General features: G+C 67.1%; 14 protein-coding genes. 2 read left to right on the forward strand and 12 right to left on the reverse strand.

Translation table 11 applies throughout. The features are described from left to right. Positions 1-72 precede the first annotated feature (72 nt). The 6 genes from BW38_RS16390 to BW38_RS16365 all read right to left on the reverse strand — a co-directional run bounded on the left by BW38_RS16390 (position 73) and on the right by BW38_RS16365 (position 9,317). Positions 73-612: a GNAT family protein gene (locus BW38_RS16390; RefSeq protein WP_032975194.1), complete on the reverse strand. Its 540-nt coding sequence runs from the start codon at positions 610-612 to the stop codon at positions 73-75. Further along, the gene (locus tag BW38_RS16385; protein ID WP_025874265.1) at positions 605-3,730 is read right to left on the reverse strand and encodes an efflux RND transporter permease subunit; all 3,126 of its coding nucleotides are present in this window, start codon (positions 3,728-3,730) and stop codon (positions 605-607) included. The genes BW38_RS16390 and BW38_RS16385 overlap by 8 nt, the downstream gene beginning before the upstream one ends. Further along, positions 3,727-4,833 carry an efflux RND transporter periplasmic adaptor subunit gene (locus BW38_RS16380; protein ID WP_025874264.1) on the reverse strand — a complete coding sequence of 369 codons (1,107 nt, stop codon included), beginning with the start codon at positions 4,831-4,833 and terminating at the stop codon, positions 3,727-3,729. The genes BW38_RS16385 and BW38_RS16380 overlap by 4 nt, the downstream gene beginning before the upstream one ends. 317 nt (positions 4,834-5,150) lie before the next feature. Next, on the reverse strand, positions 5,151-7,214 hold the full coding sequence (locus tag BW38_RS16375) for a TonB-dependent copper receptor (protein WP_032975197.1): 2,064 nt from the start codon (positions 7,212-7,214) through the stop codon (positions 5,151-5,153). A gap of 72 nt (positions 7,215-7,286) precedes the next feature. Next, a complete protein-coding gene (locus BW38_RS16370) occupies positions 7,287-7,715 on the reverse strand; it encodes a DUF2946 family protein (RefSeq protein ID WP_032975230.1) in 429 nt (142 codons plus the stop codon). Between the two features lie 618 nt (positions 7,716-8,333). After that, positions 8,334-9,317: a LysR family transcriptional regulator gene (locus BW38_RS16365; RefSeq protein ID WP_025874261.1), complete on the reverse strand. Its 984-nt coding sequence runs from the start codon at positions 9,315-9,317 to the stop codon at positions 8,334-8,336. Between the two features lie 208 nt (positions 9,318-9,525). Here BW38_RS16365 and cysK point away from each other — a divergent pair, with 208 nt between their 5' ends. Next, positions 9,526-10,485: a cysteine synthase A gene (gene cysK, locus BW38_RS16360; RefSeq protein WP_032975199.1), complete on the forward strand. Its 960-nt coding sequence runs from the start codon at positions 9,526-9,528 to the stop codon at positions 10,483-10,485. A 321-nt stretch (positions 10,486-10,806) separates the two neighbouring features. Further along, positions 10,807-11,403 (forward strand): O-acetyl-ADP-ribose deacetylase, encoded by a 597-nt coding sequence (locus BW38_RS16355; protein WP_025874259.1) that lies wholly within the window; start codon positions 10,807-10,809, stop codon positions 11,401-11,403. Between the two features lie 73 nt (positions 11,404-11,476). Here BW38_RS16355 and BW38_RS16350 read toward each other — a convergent pair whose 3' ends face one another. The 6 genes from BW38_RS16350 to BW38_RS22070 form a co-directional block, all read right to left on the reverse strand. Continuing rightward, positions 11,477-12,589, reverse strand: coding sequence for a hypothetical protein (locus tag BW38_RS16350; protein WP_032975200.1), 1,113 nt, complete (start codon positions 12,587-12,589; stop codon positions 11,477-11,479). Between the two features lie 135 nt (positions 12,590-12,724). Continuing rightward, positions 12,725-13,729 carry a class I fructose-bisphosphate aldolase gene (locus tag BW38_RS16345; protein WP_025874258.1) on the reverse strand — a complete coding sequence of 335 codons (1,005 nt, stop codon included), beginning with the start codon at positions 13,727-13,729 and terminating at the stop codon, positions 12,725-12,727. A 198-nt stretch (positions 13,730-13,927) separates the two neighbouring features. Beyond that, a complete protein-coding gene (pyk, locus tag BW38_RS16340) occupies positions 13,928-15,394 on the reverse strand; it encodes a pyruvate kinase (protein ID WP_032975201.1) in 1,467 nt (488 codons plus the stop codon). Positions 15,395-15,575: 181 nt separating this feature from the next. After that, a complete protein-coding gene (locus BW38_RS16335; protein WP_051584904.1) occupies positions 15,576-16,244 on the reverse strand; it encodes an HAD hydrolase-like protein in 669 nt (222 codons plus the stop codon). Continuing rightward, positions 16,241-17,416, reverse strand: coding sequence for a phosphoglycerate kinase (locus BW38_RS16330; protein ID WP_032975202.1), 1,176 nt, complete (start codon positions 17,414-17,416; stop codon positions 16,241-16,243). Before BW38_RS16330 ends, BW38_RS16335 begins: the two co-directional genes overlap by 4 nt. A 273-nt stretch (positions 17,417-17,689) precedes the next feature. Beyond that, a partial coding sequence (locus BW38_RS22070; protein ID WP_235189897.1) for a hypothetical protein occupies positions 17,690-17,884 on the reverse strand: 195 nt, incomplete at its 5' end.

Genomic DNA, 17,884 nt, shown 5'->3' on the forward strand with positions numbered 1-17,884 from the left:
CGCCGGGCCATGCCCGTCGACCGGCAATGACCGTGCCCCCCACGGTAGCGCCGGGCCGTGCCTGGCGGCCTGTTACGGAAGCTGCCTGCGTACCCGGGCGAAGCGGCGCAGGTCATGCAGGACGCCGCGCTTGTAGACGGCGCAGCGCTCCACGCCCTCCTCCTGGAAACCGTTCTTTTCCAGTACCCGGGCCGAGCCCAGGTTGAAGTCGACCACCGTGGCCTGCAGCCTGAACAGGCCAAGCTCATCCATCACCCAGGGCGCGAACAGGCCGACCACAGCGGTCATCAGGCCCTGCCCCCAGTGGGCCTGGCCGAGCCAGTAGCCCAGTTCCGCGGTATGCCCGCGCTCGGCCACGCCCTGCTGGGCGCCAACGCTGCCACAGGCCTGGCCCTCTATCTCGATGGCCAGGTTCAGCGTGCCTGGGGCCAGTACGCGCCCGCCCAGGAAGGCTTCGCCATCCTCGCGGGTGTACGGATACGGGAAGCGGTCACGCAGCCCACGCGAGACGTTCGCGTCGTTGGCGTGATGCAGCAGCGACTGCAGGTCATCACTGCGCCAGGGGCGCAGCAGGAAGCCTGCGCCGTGCAGGATCCGCGCCGGCTCAGGCATGACCACCCACCGACGGCGAGTCGGCCTCCTGCTTCTCCAGCTCGCGCTTCACCGCCTCCGGCGAGCGGGTGTACGGGGCCAGCCGCGCGTAGAACGCCGGCACCACGAACAGCGACAGGAAGGTGGACAGGGTGACGCCGAAGATGATCACGATGCCGATGGTGCCACGGCTGGCCGAGCCCGGGCCACCGGCCACCACCAGCGGGATGGCGCCGACCACGGTGGCGATCGAAGTCATCAGAATCGGACGCAGGCGCACCATCGCCGATTCGATGATCGCTTCGCGCACGCTGCGGCCATCGTCGCGCAGCTGGTTGGCGAATTCGACGATCAGGATGCCGTTCTTGGCCGCCAGGCCGACCAGCATGACGATGCCGATCTGGCTGAACAGGTTCACCGTGCCGCCACTCAGCCACAGGCCAACCAGCGCGCCGAGCACGCCCAGCGGCACGGTCAGCATGATCGTCAGCGGGTGGATGAAGCTCTCGAACTGCGCGGCCAGCACCAGGTACACCACCAGCAGGGCCATGGCGAAGGTCAGCAGCACCGCGCCGCCCGCACTCTGGTACTCACGCGATTCGCCCTTCCAGTTCACCTGCGCGTACTGCGGCAGCTCTTCGCCGGTCACCTGCTGGGCCCAGGCGATGGCCTCGCCCAGCGGATAACCCGGTGCCAGGCCGGCACTGATGGTGATCGAGCGCAGGCGGTTGAAGCGGTTCAGGGTTCCGGCCTCGGCCACTTCGCTCAGCGTGACCAGGTTGGACAATGGCACCAGCTCGCCAGAAGTCGCACGCACGCGGATAGCGGCCAGATCGGCGGGGCTGGCGCGGCCATCACGGCCGGCCTGCACCAGCACGTCGTACTCCTCGCCGTTGTCGACGAAGGTGGTGACGCGGCGCGAGCCCATCATCGTTTCCAGCGCCGAACCGATCGCGGTGACCGGCACGCCGAGGTCGGCCGCACGCTGGCGGTCGATGTTCACCCGCATCTGCGGACGGGTTTCCTTGTAGTCCGAGTCCGGGCCGACCAGGCCGGGGTTGTCGGCCATGCGCAGCAGGATGCGATCCCGCCACTGCGCGATCTCAGCGTATTCCGGGCCACCCAGCACGATCTGGAACGGCTGCCCGCCACTGCGCACCAGGCCGCCACCGACCTGGGTACGTACGCGCACGCCACGGATGGTGTCCAGTTCCTTCTGCAGTTCGTTGGCGACTTCCGGCGTGCCTTCGCTGCGCTGACGCCACGGCTGCAGGAACACGCTGACGCGGCCAGTGTGCATTTCCTCGCTGGCGCCGAAGCCGCCGGGTACGCGCGGGTTGGCGCGCACGATCGGCTTGTCCGCGCCCACGTGCGGTGCCAGCAGCGCTTCGACCTGCTGCACCTGCTGCACGGTGTAGTCGTAGCCGGCGCCTTCCGGGCCGTCGATCATGATCTGGAACGAACCACGGTCTTCGGCCGGGGCCAGTTCCGAAGGCAGCACTTTGATCAGCAGCCAGCTGGCCGCCAACGCAGCGGCCATCACCAGCAGGTAGATCCACGTGCGATCGACATGATGATCGAGCACGCGGCCGTAGGCGCCGGCCAGGCGTTCCAGATTGCGGTTGATGAAGCCGTGCAGCCCGCGCGGTGCCTGCCCGGTATGCGGCTTGAGCAGCTTGGAGGCCATCATCGGCGTCAGCGTCAGCGCGACGAACGCCGACAGCGCGACAGCGGCGGCCAGGGCTACCGCCAGTTCACGGAACAGGCGCCCGGTATTGCCTTCCAGGAAGCCGACCGGCAGGAATACCGCCACCAGCACGGCGGTGGTGGCGATCACCGCGAACGCCACCTGCGCGGTACCCCGCTTGGACGCCACCAGCGGCGGTTCGCCCAGGTCGATGCGGCGCTGCACGTTTTCCACCACCACGATCGCGTCATCCACCACCAGGCCGATGCACAGCACCAGCGCGAGCAGGGTCAGCAGGTTGATCGAGAAGTCGAACGCGTACAGCGCGATGAACGCCGCCACTAGGCATACCGGCACGGTGACCGCAGGAATCAACGCCGCGCGGAAGCTGCCGAGGAACAGCCAGATCACCGCCAGCACCAGGATCATCGCCTCCACCAGGGTGGCGTACACGCGGTCGACGGCAGCCTCGATGAAGGTGGTGTTGTCGAAGGCAACGAAGATCTGCGTGCCCTTGGGCAGGGTCAGCGCGACACGTTCGGCCTCGGCGCGCGCGGTGCGCGCTACATCCAGCGAATTGGCAGTGGAGGTCTTGACGATGCCCAGGCCGATGCCGGGCTCGCCGTTGCTGCGGTAGTAGGCGCGACGCTCGGCCGAGGCCAGCTCGATCTTCGCCACATCGCCCATGCGCACCACATAGCCATCACTGCCCTTGCCCAGCGGGATGGTCGCGAAGTCTTCCGGCTTGATGTAGTTGCGCTCCACGCGCAGGGTGAAATCGCGGTCGGTGGATTCGATGCGGCCGGCCGGCAGTTCCACGTTCTCGTTGCGCAGCGCGGTTTCCACATCGCCGGTGGTCAGCCCACGTGCGGCCAGCTGGTCGCGGTCCAGCCAGATGCGCATCGCATAGCGCTGGCGGCCACCGATGCGGACCTGGGCCACGCCATCGAGGCTGGAGAAGCGGTCGACCACGTAGCGGTCGGCGTAGTCGCTCAGTTCCAGCGTATCCATGGTCGAGGAGACCATGTTGAACCAGATGATCGGGTCGGCATCGCTCTCGACCTTGGCGATCTCCGGTGGCCGTGCCTCCTCGGGCATGCGGTCGGCCACGCGGCTGACCGCGTCGCGCACGTCGTTGGCCGCCGCTTCGATGTCACGGTTGGAGGTGAATTCGATGCTGACCTGCGAGCGGCCGTTGGTGCTGCGCGCGTTGATCGTATCGATGCCTTCGATGCCGGCCAGCGCGTCTTCCAGCACCTGGGTGATGCGGCTCTCGATGACCGCTGCCGAGGCGCCGGTGTAATCCACCGAGACCGAAACGATCGGTGGGTCGATGGCCGGCAGTTCGCGCAGCGTCAACCGGGTGAAGGACATCACGCCCAGCACCAGCAGCAACAGGCTCATCACCACGGCAAACACCGGCCGCTGGATGGAGATGTCGGACAGCTTCATCCGCCGTGACCCTCGGCGGCTGCAGGTGCTTCAACCGTCGCCGGCTGCGCGCCGCTGGCGGGCGCGGCGTCGGAGGCTGCCACCTTCAGGCCCGCCCGCAGCTTGCCGGTGCCGTCCACCACGATGCGCTGGCCTGCCTGCAGGCCCTGCTTGATCTCGACCACGCCGGCGCGGCGTGCACCGGTGACCACGTCCACGCGTTCGACGGTGTCATCGGCCTTGATGCGGTACATGAAGCTGTCGCGACCGACCTGCACCACCGCGATTTCCGGCACCACCAGGGCCGGTCGATCAGGATGGAACAGGCGCACGTCGAGCAGCATGCCCGGCCGCAGCGCATGGTCGCCATTGGCGAAGTCGGCACGCACGGTCACCGCACGGGTGGCCGGGTCGATGCGTGCATCGATGGTGCTGACCTCGCCCTCGAAGGTGCGGCCCGGCCAGGCCACGCTGGTGGCCTGCACCTTGTCGCCGGTGGTCAGCGACGCCAGTTCCACTTCCGGCACCTGGAAATCGACGTGCATGCGCTCGACGTCGTCGAGGGTGGCGATCACCGTGGTCGGCGTCAGCAGCGTGCCCGGGCTGATCTGGCGGATGCCGAGGACGCCGGCGAACGGCGCGCGCACGCGACGGTCGCCGATGTCCGACTGCATCTGTGCCACCCGCGCTTCGGCGGCGTCGCGGATCGACTTCTGCGTGTCCAGGGTGGCACTGGATACCAACCGCTGCGCCGCCAGTTCGCGCTGGCGCTTGTACAGCTGGTCGGCTTCGCGGAAGGTCGCCTGCGCCTGCACCAATGCGGCCTCCTGGGCCTGCCCGCGCAGTGTCACGAGGGGCGCACCGGCGGCGACCTGCTGGCCACTTTCAAAGTGCACGCGCTCGACGATCTCGCTCACCTTGGCGGTCACGCTGATCGACTCGCGCGCCTTGGCCGTGCCCAGCGCCTGCAGCGTGTCGTTCCACTGCACCGCCTGCACGACCTGCGCGGTGACCGGCACGGCTTCGCCCTGCCGACGCGCGGCGGCCTCCTGTTTGCCTGCGCACCCGGCCAGCACGGCCAGGCTGAGGCCAAGGGCCAGGGTCGAAGCGATACGAGCCAACATGAAGCGTCCTGAGTGGTACACGGCCGCCGAGTGTAGGCAAGGCCCCGCAAAAGCGGTATGTGCCAAGCGTTTACCGGCGTGGAACGGGGGCTGCGATAGCGCCGTGTGCCCATTCCATGCAGGGGGCACCGACGCAGTGTCGGCGTATGTCGGGATGTATCAGGCCATCCCGCCAGGGGCGATGCCGTCGTACAGTCGAGGGGCCTGGCCGAGGGCGCCGGGCGGGGTCGGAACCTGGCGGGGATCCGACCCCGTTTTCTTTGGACGCAGGCCTTCTGTGCGCGGCGCACCGGTAGCGCCGGGCCATGCCCGGCGGATCAATACCGGTAGTTCACCTTCATCCACAGGCTGCGGCCGGGCTCGTTGATGCGCACAGGGTCAGCGGGGAAGCCGAAGTCGGCGCTGCCGGCCAAGTTCAGATGCTCGCTGTAGGCACGGTCGAACAGGTTGTCGACACCGGCGCTGAGCTGCAGCTGCGAACTGAAACGATAGGCCGCGTTGAGCGCCAGCGTGGCAAAGCCGCTGCTCGGCCCGAGGTCCTGCGCGACCACGTTGCCCTGCCCGTCCGCGACCCGATGCTGATGGGTGACCGCGCGCACCAGCGCACCGCCACTCCAGCGCTGGCCTTCCCAGTCAGCGCTCAAGCGTGCTTCCAGCGGCGGCATCTGCGGCAACGGTCGATGCTGATCGCGGTTCTCGCCCCAGGCATAGGCCAGGGTGCCCCCCAGCTTCCATTGCTCGTCCAACCGCAGCTGCAGGCCGGCCTCGGCACCGGCGATGCGCGCCTGCACATTGTCAGCCTGGCTCATGCCCATCATGCCGCTGCCGCGATAGGTGAACAGGATGTAGTCCTGGATCTGCCCCGCATAGGCCGAGACCCAGGCCTGCACGCGCGGGCCCTTGTATTGCAGGCCGACGTCGAGCTGGGTGGTGCGCTCGGGCTGGATGCCAGCGAACGCGTTCACCGCACCTGCCGGCCCCTGATCGGGCGAGAACAGTTCCCAGTAGTCGGGCATGCGCTGGCTGTGGCCCAGCCCGGCATACCAGGTCAGGCCGTCGGCAAGGTCCTGTTCGTAGCGCAGGAAACCACTGCCCAGCCATTCCCTGCGGCGCTGGCCGGCGGTGGGATTGGGCATGGCCATCATCATGCCGCCGATGTCGGCACGCGCATCGCGCACGCTGGCACGATCGATGCGCAGCCCGCCGATCCAACGCTGCCCGGTGTCCACGCCGAGGGTCAGTTCGGTGAATGCACCGTAGCGGCGGAAATCGGCGTCGGTGTTCCAGTCCGCCTGCTTGTAGGTATCGCGCCCCATGCCCATGCGGCCGCGATGCCGGCTGTCTTCGCCGTCGATGCCGGCCACCAGCTGCACGTCCTGCCAGCGCCATTCGGCGCTGATGCGCCCGCCCTGCGTGCGGCGATCCACGTTCGACGCCATCGGCATCGGCATCATGCTGTGCGGGTTCGGCGCACGCAGCGTGTAGTTGTCCATCACGTGGTCGGCTTCGTTGTAGTACACGTTCGCCTGCAGCGCGTCCCACGCCCCGGGCAGATTGCGCTTCTCGAAGCGTGCGGCGTAACTGGTGCGTTCGAACGCGGCACCATCCATGCCGCGCCCCGCGTAACGTGCGATCGCATCGCCGGCACCGGCGGAGACCTCCAACAGGGTATCGGCGTCAGGCGTCCAGCCCACCGCTACGTCGCCATTCCACTTGCGCCATTTCGACGGAACCACATCGCCGTTGCCGTCCTTGTAGTCATCGGCTTCGGAGCGATTGCCGCTGGCACGCACGTAGCCCGTTGGATTGCCCAGGGTCAGGTCCAGCACCTGGTCGTTGCGGTTGCGTGAGCCGACCAGTGCACTGGCATCGGCACGCAGCCCGGGCGCATCGAAACGCGGGGTATCACGCTCGAAGCGCACGGTGCCCGCAGAGGCACCCGCGCCCCAGCGCACGCTCTGCGGGCCCTTGATGATGGTCAGCCGGTCAAAGCTCTCCGGCGATATGTAGGACAGCGGGTTGTCCATGCGCGAGGGACACGCGCCAATCAGATTGCCATCGTTGCTGAGGATGTTCAGGCGCGAACCGAACATGCCACGCAGCACCGGGTCGCCGTTGGTGCCGCCGTTGCGGATGGCGGAGAAGCCGGGAACGGCCTTCAGGTAATCGGCGCCATCGCTGGCTGGCACAGGCTGCCGCGGCAGGCGCGGATCGGTCACCCAATGCAGCGGCGAGGACGGCGCGGCGGCGGTGACCACCAGCGTATCCAGCGTCCGCGCTTCTTCAGCGGGCGCGGCATGGGCGAAGGGGGCGGCCAGGGCAGCGCCAAGCGCAAACGGCAGGCGCGCACGGGCGCCCGCAGCGGGGAAAGTCATTTTCATGGAAACAGCTCCAAGGTACGCACGCGCGCACGACGCCCTTGCAGGCCTCATGCGGCGGATTCGATAGGGAAATCAGCGGACGGTGGAGATCAGCGGCGGGCCACGCGCGGCATGTGCCGGCCAATGCAGCAGCGGCAGTCGCGGCTGCGACCATGGGAACATCGGCTTCGGCCGCCACAGCAAGGGCAGCAGCAGCACCAGCACGGCCAGCCACGGCAGCAGGCGCATGGCCAGCACGCAGTACTCGCAGGCCTCCCCGTGCATGGCGTGGGGATCGGCGGGCGGGCTGGGGGCTGCTGGCGCAGCAGCATGGTCATCGTGCCCGGCCATGGCCATCTCGTGCATGTCATGGCCCATGGCCGCGTGGTCCATGCCCGCCATCGCCGCATGGTCCATCGGCTGCTGCTGCAGCGCACGGCTGACCAGCGGCGCAAGCACCATCAACAGCGTCGCGATGAAGGCGAGCTGGAGCAGGGGTCGACGCAGGCAGCCGGTACGGATCACCGCGCTAGTGTAGAGGTGCCTCCAGAAGGCACCGTGCGACGAACCGTCGCAGGAGGGGGTTTATCGGCAGGGCTGCGCCCTGCACCCGCAGAGGCCACGTCCACGGCAAGAGCCGAAGCAACATCAAAAGCTGGCTTCCTGTGGGTAGGCGGGGTGGGTCCGGTTGCGGGGGACGCTGCAAGTACGTCCATGTAAGCTCGGTCGCCGCATCCATGCGGCTCACGCCCCCGCAACCGGACCCACCCCGCCTTCGACAGTTTTCCGCGATCTGCGGTAGATCCACGCCATGCGTGGATGCTCTTCGATCAATTGTCGAAACATTCGATTTCCATGGAGATTCATCCACGCATGGCCTGGATCTACCGTGTCGACCAAGGTCGACACCTACCAACGGCCGCCGGAATCTGTCAGAGGCGGGGCGGTGTGGGTAGGCAGGACCGTTGGCGCCATGGATGGCGCCATCGAGCCCCCATGGATGGGTTTACGGCGTGTCCTGCCTACCCACACCGCCCCGCCATCCCACGGAATGCCCGCTGTTGCCGTTGCTGTTGCCGTTGCTGTTGCTGTTGCTTGAATGTCGTAGCAGGTGCAGGGCGCAGCCCTGCTCGACCAACCTCACACCGTGATGGTCTGGGTCAGCGATTCCCAGGTCGGCGGCACCGGCCAGGACGCGGCCTGGTTGCCATCCAACACCCGCCGCAGGTCGCGCGGATCGATCTGCGGGGCCAGCACATGCACCAGCTCCAGCGCGTAGTCGCGCAGCACCCGGTCGCGCGGCAGCACCGCCCAGGCGACGCACTCGGTGATCGGTGCCGGCGCTGGCCATACCCGCAGATCCTCGTCGTTGGCGCTGATCGCCATCTCGGCCAGCAGACCTACCCCCAGACCCGTACGCACATAAGTCTTGATCAGGTCCGCATCCAGCGCCGTCAGCGCCAGATCGGGTACCAGGCTCTGCGCGGCAAAGGCGCGCTGCAACGAGGAGTTGGGACGGGTCGAGGATTCGTAGCTGATCAACGGCTGGCGTGACAATGCCGCCAGGTCCGGTGCGCGCCCGGCGCGGTCCAGCGGATGGCCCTTGGGCACCACCACCAGCCGCCGCCAGCGGAACAGCGGCACGGCGATGCCATCGCTGGGTTCACTGCCGGCGGTACTGATGATCGCGATATCGGCATCGCCCTGGTTCAGCCGGTCCAGCGCATCGGCCTCACCGGCCTGCTGCAGGTGCACGCTGACCTGGGGATAGGCCTGCTTGATGCGCGCCACCGCCGGCGGCAGCACGAAACGCGCCTGGGTGTGGGTGGTGGTCAGGATCAGCTGGCCCTGGCTCTCGCGACGCTGGTTGGCCGCGTAGGTGCGGATGTTGTTGGCCTCGGACAGCACCGCGCGGGCGCGGCTGATCACTTCGGTGCCAGCCGGGGTGACCGACTCCAGGCTGCGCCCCTTGCGTACGAACAGCAGGAAGCCCAGTTCGTCCTCCAGCTGCTTGAGCTGCTTGGACAGCCCAGGCTGGGTGGCATGCACGCGCGAGGCGGCGAGCGTGATGTTCAGCTCAGCGTCGGCGATGGCAACCAGGTAGCGCAGCTGGGTCAGCGTCATGGCAGGCGGGCGATGTGGGGGCGGAGGTCCACTCTAGGGTCAATTGCCGTCACCAGCTTATAACCAAAGGTTGTTTAAGAAAGGTATCTGGTCATTTCCGGGCGTCATATGCCGGCGCTACGGTCAGCCGGCAGCCGCTGGCCTGAACAGCCAGCCCACTTCCTTTCCGCCCGCCGAGCCCGGCGCGGCCTGTTCCTGGAGCGCTCCCATGGCCCTGTACGACTCCATCCTCGACACCATCGGCAACACCCCCATCGTCAAGCTGCAGCGACTGGCGCCGCAGGGCGTGACCCTGTACGCCAAGGTCGAGTCCTTCAATCCGGGCGGCTCGGTGAAGGATCGCCTGGCGCTGGCGATCATCCTCGATGCCGAACAGCGTGGCCTGCTCAAGCCGGGCGACACCATCGTCGAAGCCACCTCGGGCAACACCGGCGTCGCCCTGGCGATGGTGGCGGCCGCACGCGGCTACAAGTTCGTGGCGACCATGGTCGAGACCTTCTCGGTGGAACGCCGCAAGCTGATGCGGGCCTACGGCGCGAAGGTCATCCTGACCCCGGCCGCCGAGCGCGGCAGCGGCATGGTGCGCAGGGCGCGCGAGTTGGCCGAGGAACACGGTTGGTTCCTGGCCAGCCAGTTCGCCAACCCGGCCAACCCGGCCTACCACCGCAACACCACCGCCGCGGAGATCCTGCGTGATTTCGCCGGCAAGCGGCTGGACTACTTCGTGAGTGGCTGGGGAACCGGCGGCACCTTGACCGGCGTCGGCGAAGTACTGAAGGTCGCCCGCCCGGACACCCGCATCATCGCCACCGAGCCGGCCGGCGCCGCCTTGCTGAAGGGCGATGACTGGAAGCCGCACAAGATCCAGGGCTGGACCCCGGACTTCGTGCCCGATGTACTCAACCGCAATGTGGTGGACGAACTGGTGACGGTGGAAGATGACCGCGCGATCGCCACCGCCCGCCGGCTGGCGGCGGAGGAAGGCATCTTCGTCGGCATCTCCGCCGGTGCCACGGTTGCCAGCGCACTGGACGTGGCAGATCGCGCCGAACCGGGCGCGGTGATCCTGGCGATGTTGCCGGACACCGGTGAACGCTACTTCTCCACGCCGCTGTTCGCCGACGTCAATGAAGGTTCGGACGACGACTGGTTGGCCGGTCTGCCCTGATCACCGCGTTGTCGATGACAGCAGGATGACGCCCACCCTCGCGGTGGGCGTTTGCCATTTGGGTGATCCTGTCTGGGTATTGCCGACGGAAGCGGACAGCTTTCCCCAGAAATCATAAGAGATTTACCCCGAAAACTTTCGTTTTGCCGCGTGCGGCGCTCGCTTCAGCCTGCGTGAAGGCGCCGCCGGCCATCGTGCATGAACAGCGCGGATCGCAGTGCATGAGACGGTCATGACGCAGCATCGATGCCCTGTCCCGCAAGATGCGGGTGCAGCCAGCGTGGGCACGGCGCGCAACAACTACAGGCAGGAGACGGACGCATGAAGATCGAAGTGTGGCAGGGCGACATCACGGCCCTGGCGGTGGATGCGATCGTCAACGCGGCCAATGAATCACTGCTCGGTGGCGGCGGTGTCGACGGCGCCATCCATCGTGCGGCCGGCCCTGGCCTGCTGGCCGAGTGCGAGCGTCTGCCGGAGCTGCGCCCCGGTGTGCGCTGCCCGACCGGTGAGGTGCGCGCAACCGATGCCTATGCGCTTCCGGCACGGCACGTACTGCATACGGTCGGCCCGGTCTGGCACGACGGCCAGCGGGACGAACCGGCATTGCTGGCGAACTGCTACTGGAAGTCGCTGCAGCTGGCCGAATCACTGAACCTGCAGTCGATCGCGTTCCCGGCCATCAGCTGCGGTGTGTATGGCTATCCGCTGTACCAGGCCGCACAGATCGCGGTCACCGAAACACTCGCCTGGCAGCGCAGCCACGCCCAGCCGATGCGGATCGTGCTGGTGGCGTTCAACACGGCGACCGCCAAGGCCTACCAGCAGGCACTGTCGGCCGCAGGCCAGGTCGCCGACAGCGGGCGCGGTTCGCTGCTGTCGCCCTTGGGCGATACCGGCTTCGTGCCGGCGCATTGAAACAACGACGGACGTGGAAAAAAAAAAGGCCGGGCATTGCCCGGCCTTTTCGTTTGCATCCGTTGCAGCGGCGTCAGTCCGTCGCTTCAGCGGCAGCGTCGGCCGCCGCCGTAGCAGCAGCTGATGCAGCGGCCGAAGCGGCGCCGTCGATCTGCACGCGTACTTCCACCATGCCCGCTTCATCGCTCAGGCTGGACACGTCCACGGTGTAGTGGCCGGCCGGCAGCGATTCTTCCACGCGTGCGTTGGTGCCGTTGCCACCATCGTCATTGACCAGCTCCACGTCGCCGCCGACCACGCGCAGTACCGTATCCACCTGGCTGGAAATGGCGTCCAGGCGCACATCGGCCGCACGTGGCAGGCTCAGCAGGAAGCGGCGGCGGCCTTCGCCATCGAGCATGGCGAAGACACTGCCGGTGTTCGGCAGGGAGGTGCCATCACGCATGACCATGTTGGCCGGCAGCTCGGTGCGCTTGGCCGTCAGTTTGAAAGCGCCGGTACTGTCTTCATCCAGGCTGCGCACGCGCAGGGTGTACTTGCCCGGTTCCAGCGGCATGCCAATGCGCGAATTGGTGTCATCACCGCCATCGTCGTTCTCCGACTGGACGCCGTTGCCATCCAGCTTCAGCACCGTATCGAACGCCTTCGATTCCAGGCGGATTTCGTACATGCCCGCCTTGTCCACCTGCAGGGTGTAATCCTGCGACTTGGAGACCAGCAGGTCGGCGATCTCACCTTCGGCCACCATCGGCTTGCCGTCATACGGCACCAGTTTCTCGGCGCGCAGGCGGTACGGACCGAAGGCGGAGGGGCCGTCGGCATTGATGGCCACCTGGTAGCTGCCAGTGCCGTTGGCGCGGAACGCCAGCGAAACGTCGTTGCCGCGCTCGTAGTCCGAGTTGCTGCTGGCCACCAGCACGCCATTGTTGAACACGGCGATCGAGCCGCGAAGCGCACCGGTCAACGTGATGCCGGCCAGTTGCTTGTCTTCCAGCTTCAGCTGGTACAGCTGATGGTGGCTGCCATCGTTGAAATTGACGCCGCTGCGCGAGGTGATTTCGCCGGAGACCGGCTTGTCGAACTCCAGCGAGGGAGCCTTGCCCATGCCCGTGCTGCCACCCATCCGGTTGCAGCCGCCGACAGCCAGCACCGTGGCCACGGCCAGCGTGATTGCGGTGATACGCATGTTCCTTCTCCTTGGCCTTCCATGTATGCCCCCCGCACTGGCCTGGCGTGCGGGAGGCGGCAACGATACCGGCAAAAGCAAACGCCGGCATGATGCCGGCGCTGCCGTGTTCAGTTCATGCTGCGCAACGGCGGATCAGCCGTTCCACTTGCCCAGCGCGGCCTGGCCGTTCTCCTTGGCGCGCTCGTAGACGGTCTTCTGTGCTGCGGCGTAGTTGCCCTTCATGTCCTTGGCCCACAGCTTCAGTGCCGCCTGCTGCATGGCACGGCCATAAGAGAAGCTCAGCGGCCACGGCAGGTTGCCCATCTGGTTCATGGCGTTGAGGTGGGCGGTGGACTGCTCATCGCTCTGGCCACCGGACAGGAACACCACGCCCGGCAGGATCGCCGGCACGGTGCTCTTCAGGCACATCACGGTCGACTCGGCCACTTCCTCGACATCGGCCTGCTCGTCGCAGCCCTTGCCGGAGATGACCATCGAAGCCTTCAGGATGGTGCCTTCCAGCAGCACGTTCTGCTGGTACAGCGCGTCGAACAGCGAACGCAGGGTGGCTTCGGTGACTTCGTAGCAGGTCTCGATGTCGTGCTCGCCGTCCATGATCACTTCCGGCTCGACCATCGGCACCAGGCCGCATTCCTGGCACAGCGCGGCGTAGCGGGCCAGCGCATGCGCGTTGGACTCGATGCAGGTGCCCGACGGAATGCTCTCGCCGATGTTGATGACCGCACGCCACTTGGCAAAGCGCGCGCCCAGCTTGTAGTACTCCTGCAGGCGCTCGCGCAGGCCGTCCAGGCCCTCGGTGACCAGCTCGCCCGGGCAGCCGGCCAGCGGGTGCGCACCCTTGTCCACCTTGATGCCCGGGATCATGCCGTGGTCGGACATGTACTTGGCGAACGGCACGCCGTCCTTGGTCGACTGGCGGATGGTCTCGTCGTACAGGATGGCGCCGGAAATGTGCTCGTTGAGCTTCGGCGTGGTCAGCAGCAGTTCGCGGTAGGCGCGACGGTTCTCTTCGGTGTTCTCGATGCCGACGCTGGCAAAGCGCTTGGCGATGGTACCGGTGGATTCGTCGATCGCGATGATGCCCTTGCCCGGGGCAACCATGGCCTGGGCGGTTTCAGCCAGCTGTTCGATGCTCATGTACTTCCTGTGGCGGGTGCGGGAAAAACGTAAGTATAGCCCCGCTATCCGTTGCCCCGACGTGGAGGCTCGGATGGAACCGGTTCCACTGTCTGTGCGGGACAGGAAATGTCCTGCCGGATCGGGTCAGAGCCCCTTTCGGGGATCTGACCCCGGGTCGGATCCGCGCCCGCGGCTCCGACCCGATGTGGCCACCTCTTACAGGTCGCCCAGACCGCTGGCGCGGCCGTCTTCGCCCACTTCCAGCAGGCGCAGGGTATTGGTCGCGCCGTGGGTTTCCATGTGCTCACCGCTGGTGAACACCACACGGTCGCCGGCCTGCAGCATGCCGCCCTCCACCAGCAGTCGGATGCTGCCGCGTGCGGCTTCGCGCGGAGTGAAGCCCCGGCTGTCGAAGTTGATCGGGAACACATCGCGCATCAGCGCCATCTGCCGGCGGGCGCCGTCGTGGCGGGTGACCGCGAACACCGGTGCCGAGGCACGGAATCGCGACAGGTAGCGCGCGGTGCCACCGGATTCGGTCATCGCCACGATCGCGCGCACGCCTACGTGCTGGGACAGGAACATGGTGGCCATGGCAATGGCCTGGTCGGCACGTTCCAGGTTCCGCGGCGAAGCGCCGAAGTCGGTCTCGGTCTGGAACTGGCGCTCGGCGCCCAGGCAGATGCGCGCCATCGCTTCGACCGCCTTGACCGGATACGCACCGGCGGCGGTTTCGGCCGACAGCATCACCGCATCGGTACCGTCGATGACCGAGTTGGCCACGTCGAGCACTTCGGCACGGGTCGGGATCGGGCTTTCGACCATCGACTGCAGCATCTGGGTGGCGGTGATCACCACCTTGTTCTGCGCCAGCGAGGCCTTGATGATCTTCTTCTGCAGGCCCGGCAGTTCGGCATCGCCGATTTCCACGCCCAGGTCGCCACGCGCCACCATCACCACGTCACTGGCGTCGACGATCTCTTCCAGGTTCTCAATGGCTTCGGTGCGCTCGATCTTGGACACCAGCGCGGCGTAGCAGCCGTGCGATTCGGCGATCTCGCGCGCATCGTTCATGTCCTGCGCATTGCGGCAGAACGACACGGCGATGAAATCCACGCCGATCTTGGCGACGATGCCGATCAGTTCCTTGTCGCGCTCGGTCAGCGCGCCCAGCGACAGGCCACCGCCCTGCTTGTTCAGGCCCTTGCGATCGGACAACGGACCATCGTTGAGCACGGTGTTGATGATGCGCTCGCCCTGCACTTCCACCACCTGCAGCTGCATCAGGCCGTCGTCGAGCAGCAGCACGTCACCGGCGGTCACGTCCTGCGGCAGGCCGAGGTAGCTCACGCCCACCTGGGTGGCATCGCCGGGGCCGGCATCGGTGCTGGCGATCAGGTCGAAGCGGTCACCGGCCTTGAGATGCACCTTGCCCTCGGCGAAGCGCTCGATGCGGATCTTCGGGCCCGGCAGGTCTGCCAGGATGCCCACTTCCACACCCACACGCTGCGCGGCGGCGCGCACATCGGCGGCACGCTTGGCCTGGCCGGACGGGTCACCGTGGCTGAAGTTGAGGCGCACCACGTTGACGCCGGCGCGGAACAGATCCTCCAGCACGCCCGGCGGATCGGTAGCCGGACCGAGGGTGGCAAGGATCTTGGTGCGACGCTGACGCTCGAACATGATGGATGGGCCTCTCCCGTTAAAGGACGGAAATTAGCACATCCTTCACGTCCCATGTATACGGTTACAGCCTTGTGCTGCCTGACTCTGCGGGACATCGCATGGACATGTTCCGGACATACGCTGGTCGATGGCAGCGGAAACGCCGCCGGGCAAGGGCCGGCGCGCGGCATCGTCCAACTCAGGCGAGCAAGGCCAGCAGCTGCGCCGGATCACGGGCCAGCTGCCCGGCACCGGCCTCGGTCAGCTCCTGCTCGCCACCAAAGCCCCACAGCACGCCCACACTGCGCAGCCCGTGGTGACGGGCGCCCTCGATGTCCATGCGGCGGTCGCCGATCATCCAGCAGCGTTCCGGCGCCAGCTGCAGGCGATGCAGCGCCTCGCCCACCAGCTGCTGCTTGCTGCTGCGCGAGCCATCCGGGGTTGAACCGATCACGTCCTCGAACAGGCCACCGAACGGCAGATGCTCGACGATGCGGCGGGCATGCGGCTCGTTCTTGGCGGTGACCACCGCAAGGCGATGGCCGCGTGCGTGCAGCGCGCGTACCACCGCTTCGATGTCCGGGTAGATCGTATGCTCGCGCCAGCCTTCCACGTCGAAACGCTCGCGATAGAAGGCCACGGCCTGCTCCACCCGTTCGGCATCACCGAACAGCGGCGCGAACGTGGTACGCAGCGATGGGCCGATCCAGCCCAGCAACGTTTCCTGCGGCGGCACCGGGTGATCCATCTTCTGCAGCGCATAGGCGATGCAGGTGGTGATGCCCACTTCCGAATCGATCAGCGTGCCGTCCATGTCGAAGAAGAGCGTTGCACGCTCTTCTCCGTCCACCCGCGGATCGACGCTCATGCGCCGCGCGCGGCCAGGGCGGCTACCGCCGGCAGCGTCTTGCCTTCCAGGAATTCCAGGAACGCGCCGCCACCGGTGGAGATGTAGCTGACCTGCTGGGCGATATCGAACTTGTCGACCGCGGCCAGGGTGTCGCCACCACCGGCGATGGAGAACGCCGGCGAGCTGGCGATGGCGCGGGCCAGCGCTTCGGTGCCCTTGCTGAAGGCTTCGAACTCGAACACGCCGACCGGGCCGTTCCAGACCACGGTGCCGGCCTTGGCGATCAGCTGTGCGTACTGCGCGGCCGTCTGCGGGCCGATGTCCAGGATCAGGTCATCCTCGGCCACCGCATCGACGGCCTTCACTTCTGCAGCCGCGTCGGGCAGGAACTGCTTGGCGGTGACCACGTCCACCGGCAGCGGGATGTCCGCACCCCGCGCCTTGGCGTCGGCCACGATCTTCCGGGCGGTATCCAGCAGGTCCGGCTCGTACAGCGACTTGCCGACCTTGTAGCCGGCCGCCGCGATGAAGGTGTTGGCGATGCCGCCACCGACGATCAGCTGGTCGACCTTGCCGACCAGGTTGGCCAGCAGCTCCAGCTTGGTGCTGACCTTGCTGCCGGCGACGATGGCCAGCAGCGGCTTGGCCGGCGCATCCAGCGCCAGTGCCAGCGCATCCAGCTCGGCCATCAGCAGCGGGCCACCGGCAGCGACCGGGGCGAAACGGATCACGCCATGGGTGGACGCCTGCGCACGGTGCGCGGTACCGAACGCATCCATCACGAACACATCGCAGAGAGCGGCGTACTTCTTCGACAGGGCTTCATCGTCCTTGCCTTCGCCAACGTTCATGCGGCAGTTTTCCAGCAGCACCAGCTGGCCCGGCTGCACGTCGACGCCGTCGACCCAGTCACGCACCAGCGGCACCTCGCGGCCCAGCAGCACCGACAGGCGCTCGGCCACCGGCGCCAGCGAATCGGCCTCGCTCCACACGCCTTCCTTGGGGCGGCCCAGGTGCGAGGTGACCATCACCGCCGCGCCCTGCTCCAGCGCGCGCTTGAGCGTCGGCAGGGAAGCGGTGATGCGCTGTTCGGAGGTGATGCGGCCATTCTCGATCGGCACGTTCAGATCCTGGCGGATCAGCACGCGCTTGCCGGAGAGGTCGAGGTCGGTCATGCGGACGATGGACATGGGCAACTCTTTGGCTCTGGAGATGGGATGCCGGCGTGCGGCAGACGGTCATTGTATCGGGTGCGGCTGGCGGCCGCGCCGCTGCCTGCGGCAGGCTTCGAAGCAACGGCAACAGCAACGGCAACGGCCGAAGCACTGGCGCTTCGTGGTGCTGTGGGTGGGCCGGGGCGGTGTGGGCCCGCGGGGGACGCCGTGAATCAATCCCTGGAGGCTCGGGCGCGCCATCCTTGGCGCTTACGCCCCCGCGACCCCACCACCCCGGCCACGACAGGTTCATGAGGCGGAGCGGATGGCAAAGGCGAAAGCAAAGACGGTTTCTGGTGTCGGGTGAAGAAAGAACAGGTCGGAGCCGTTTTCCTGCGGAAAAAGGCTCCGACCCCGATGGCCGTGGAGCGAAGCGACCCGCTTTGGCTCCTGCTCTTCTTTTTTCTCTTCCGTGGGTGGACGCACACGGAAACTGTCAGGGGC

This window comes from Stenotrophomonas sp. RIT309 (genome assembly GCF_000632045.1).
In the GTDB taxonomy this organism is placed as follows: Bacteria; Pseudomonadota; Gammaproteobacteria; order Xanthomonadales; family Xanthomonadaceae; genus Stenotrophomonas; species Stenotrophomonas indicatrix.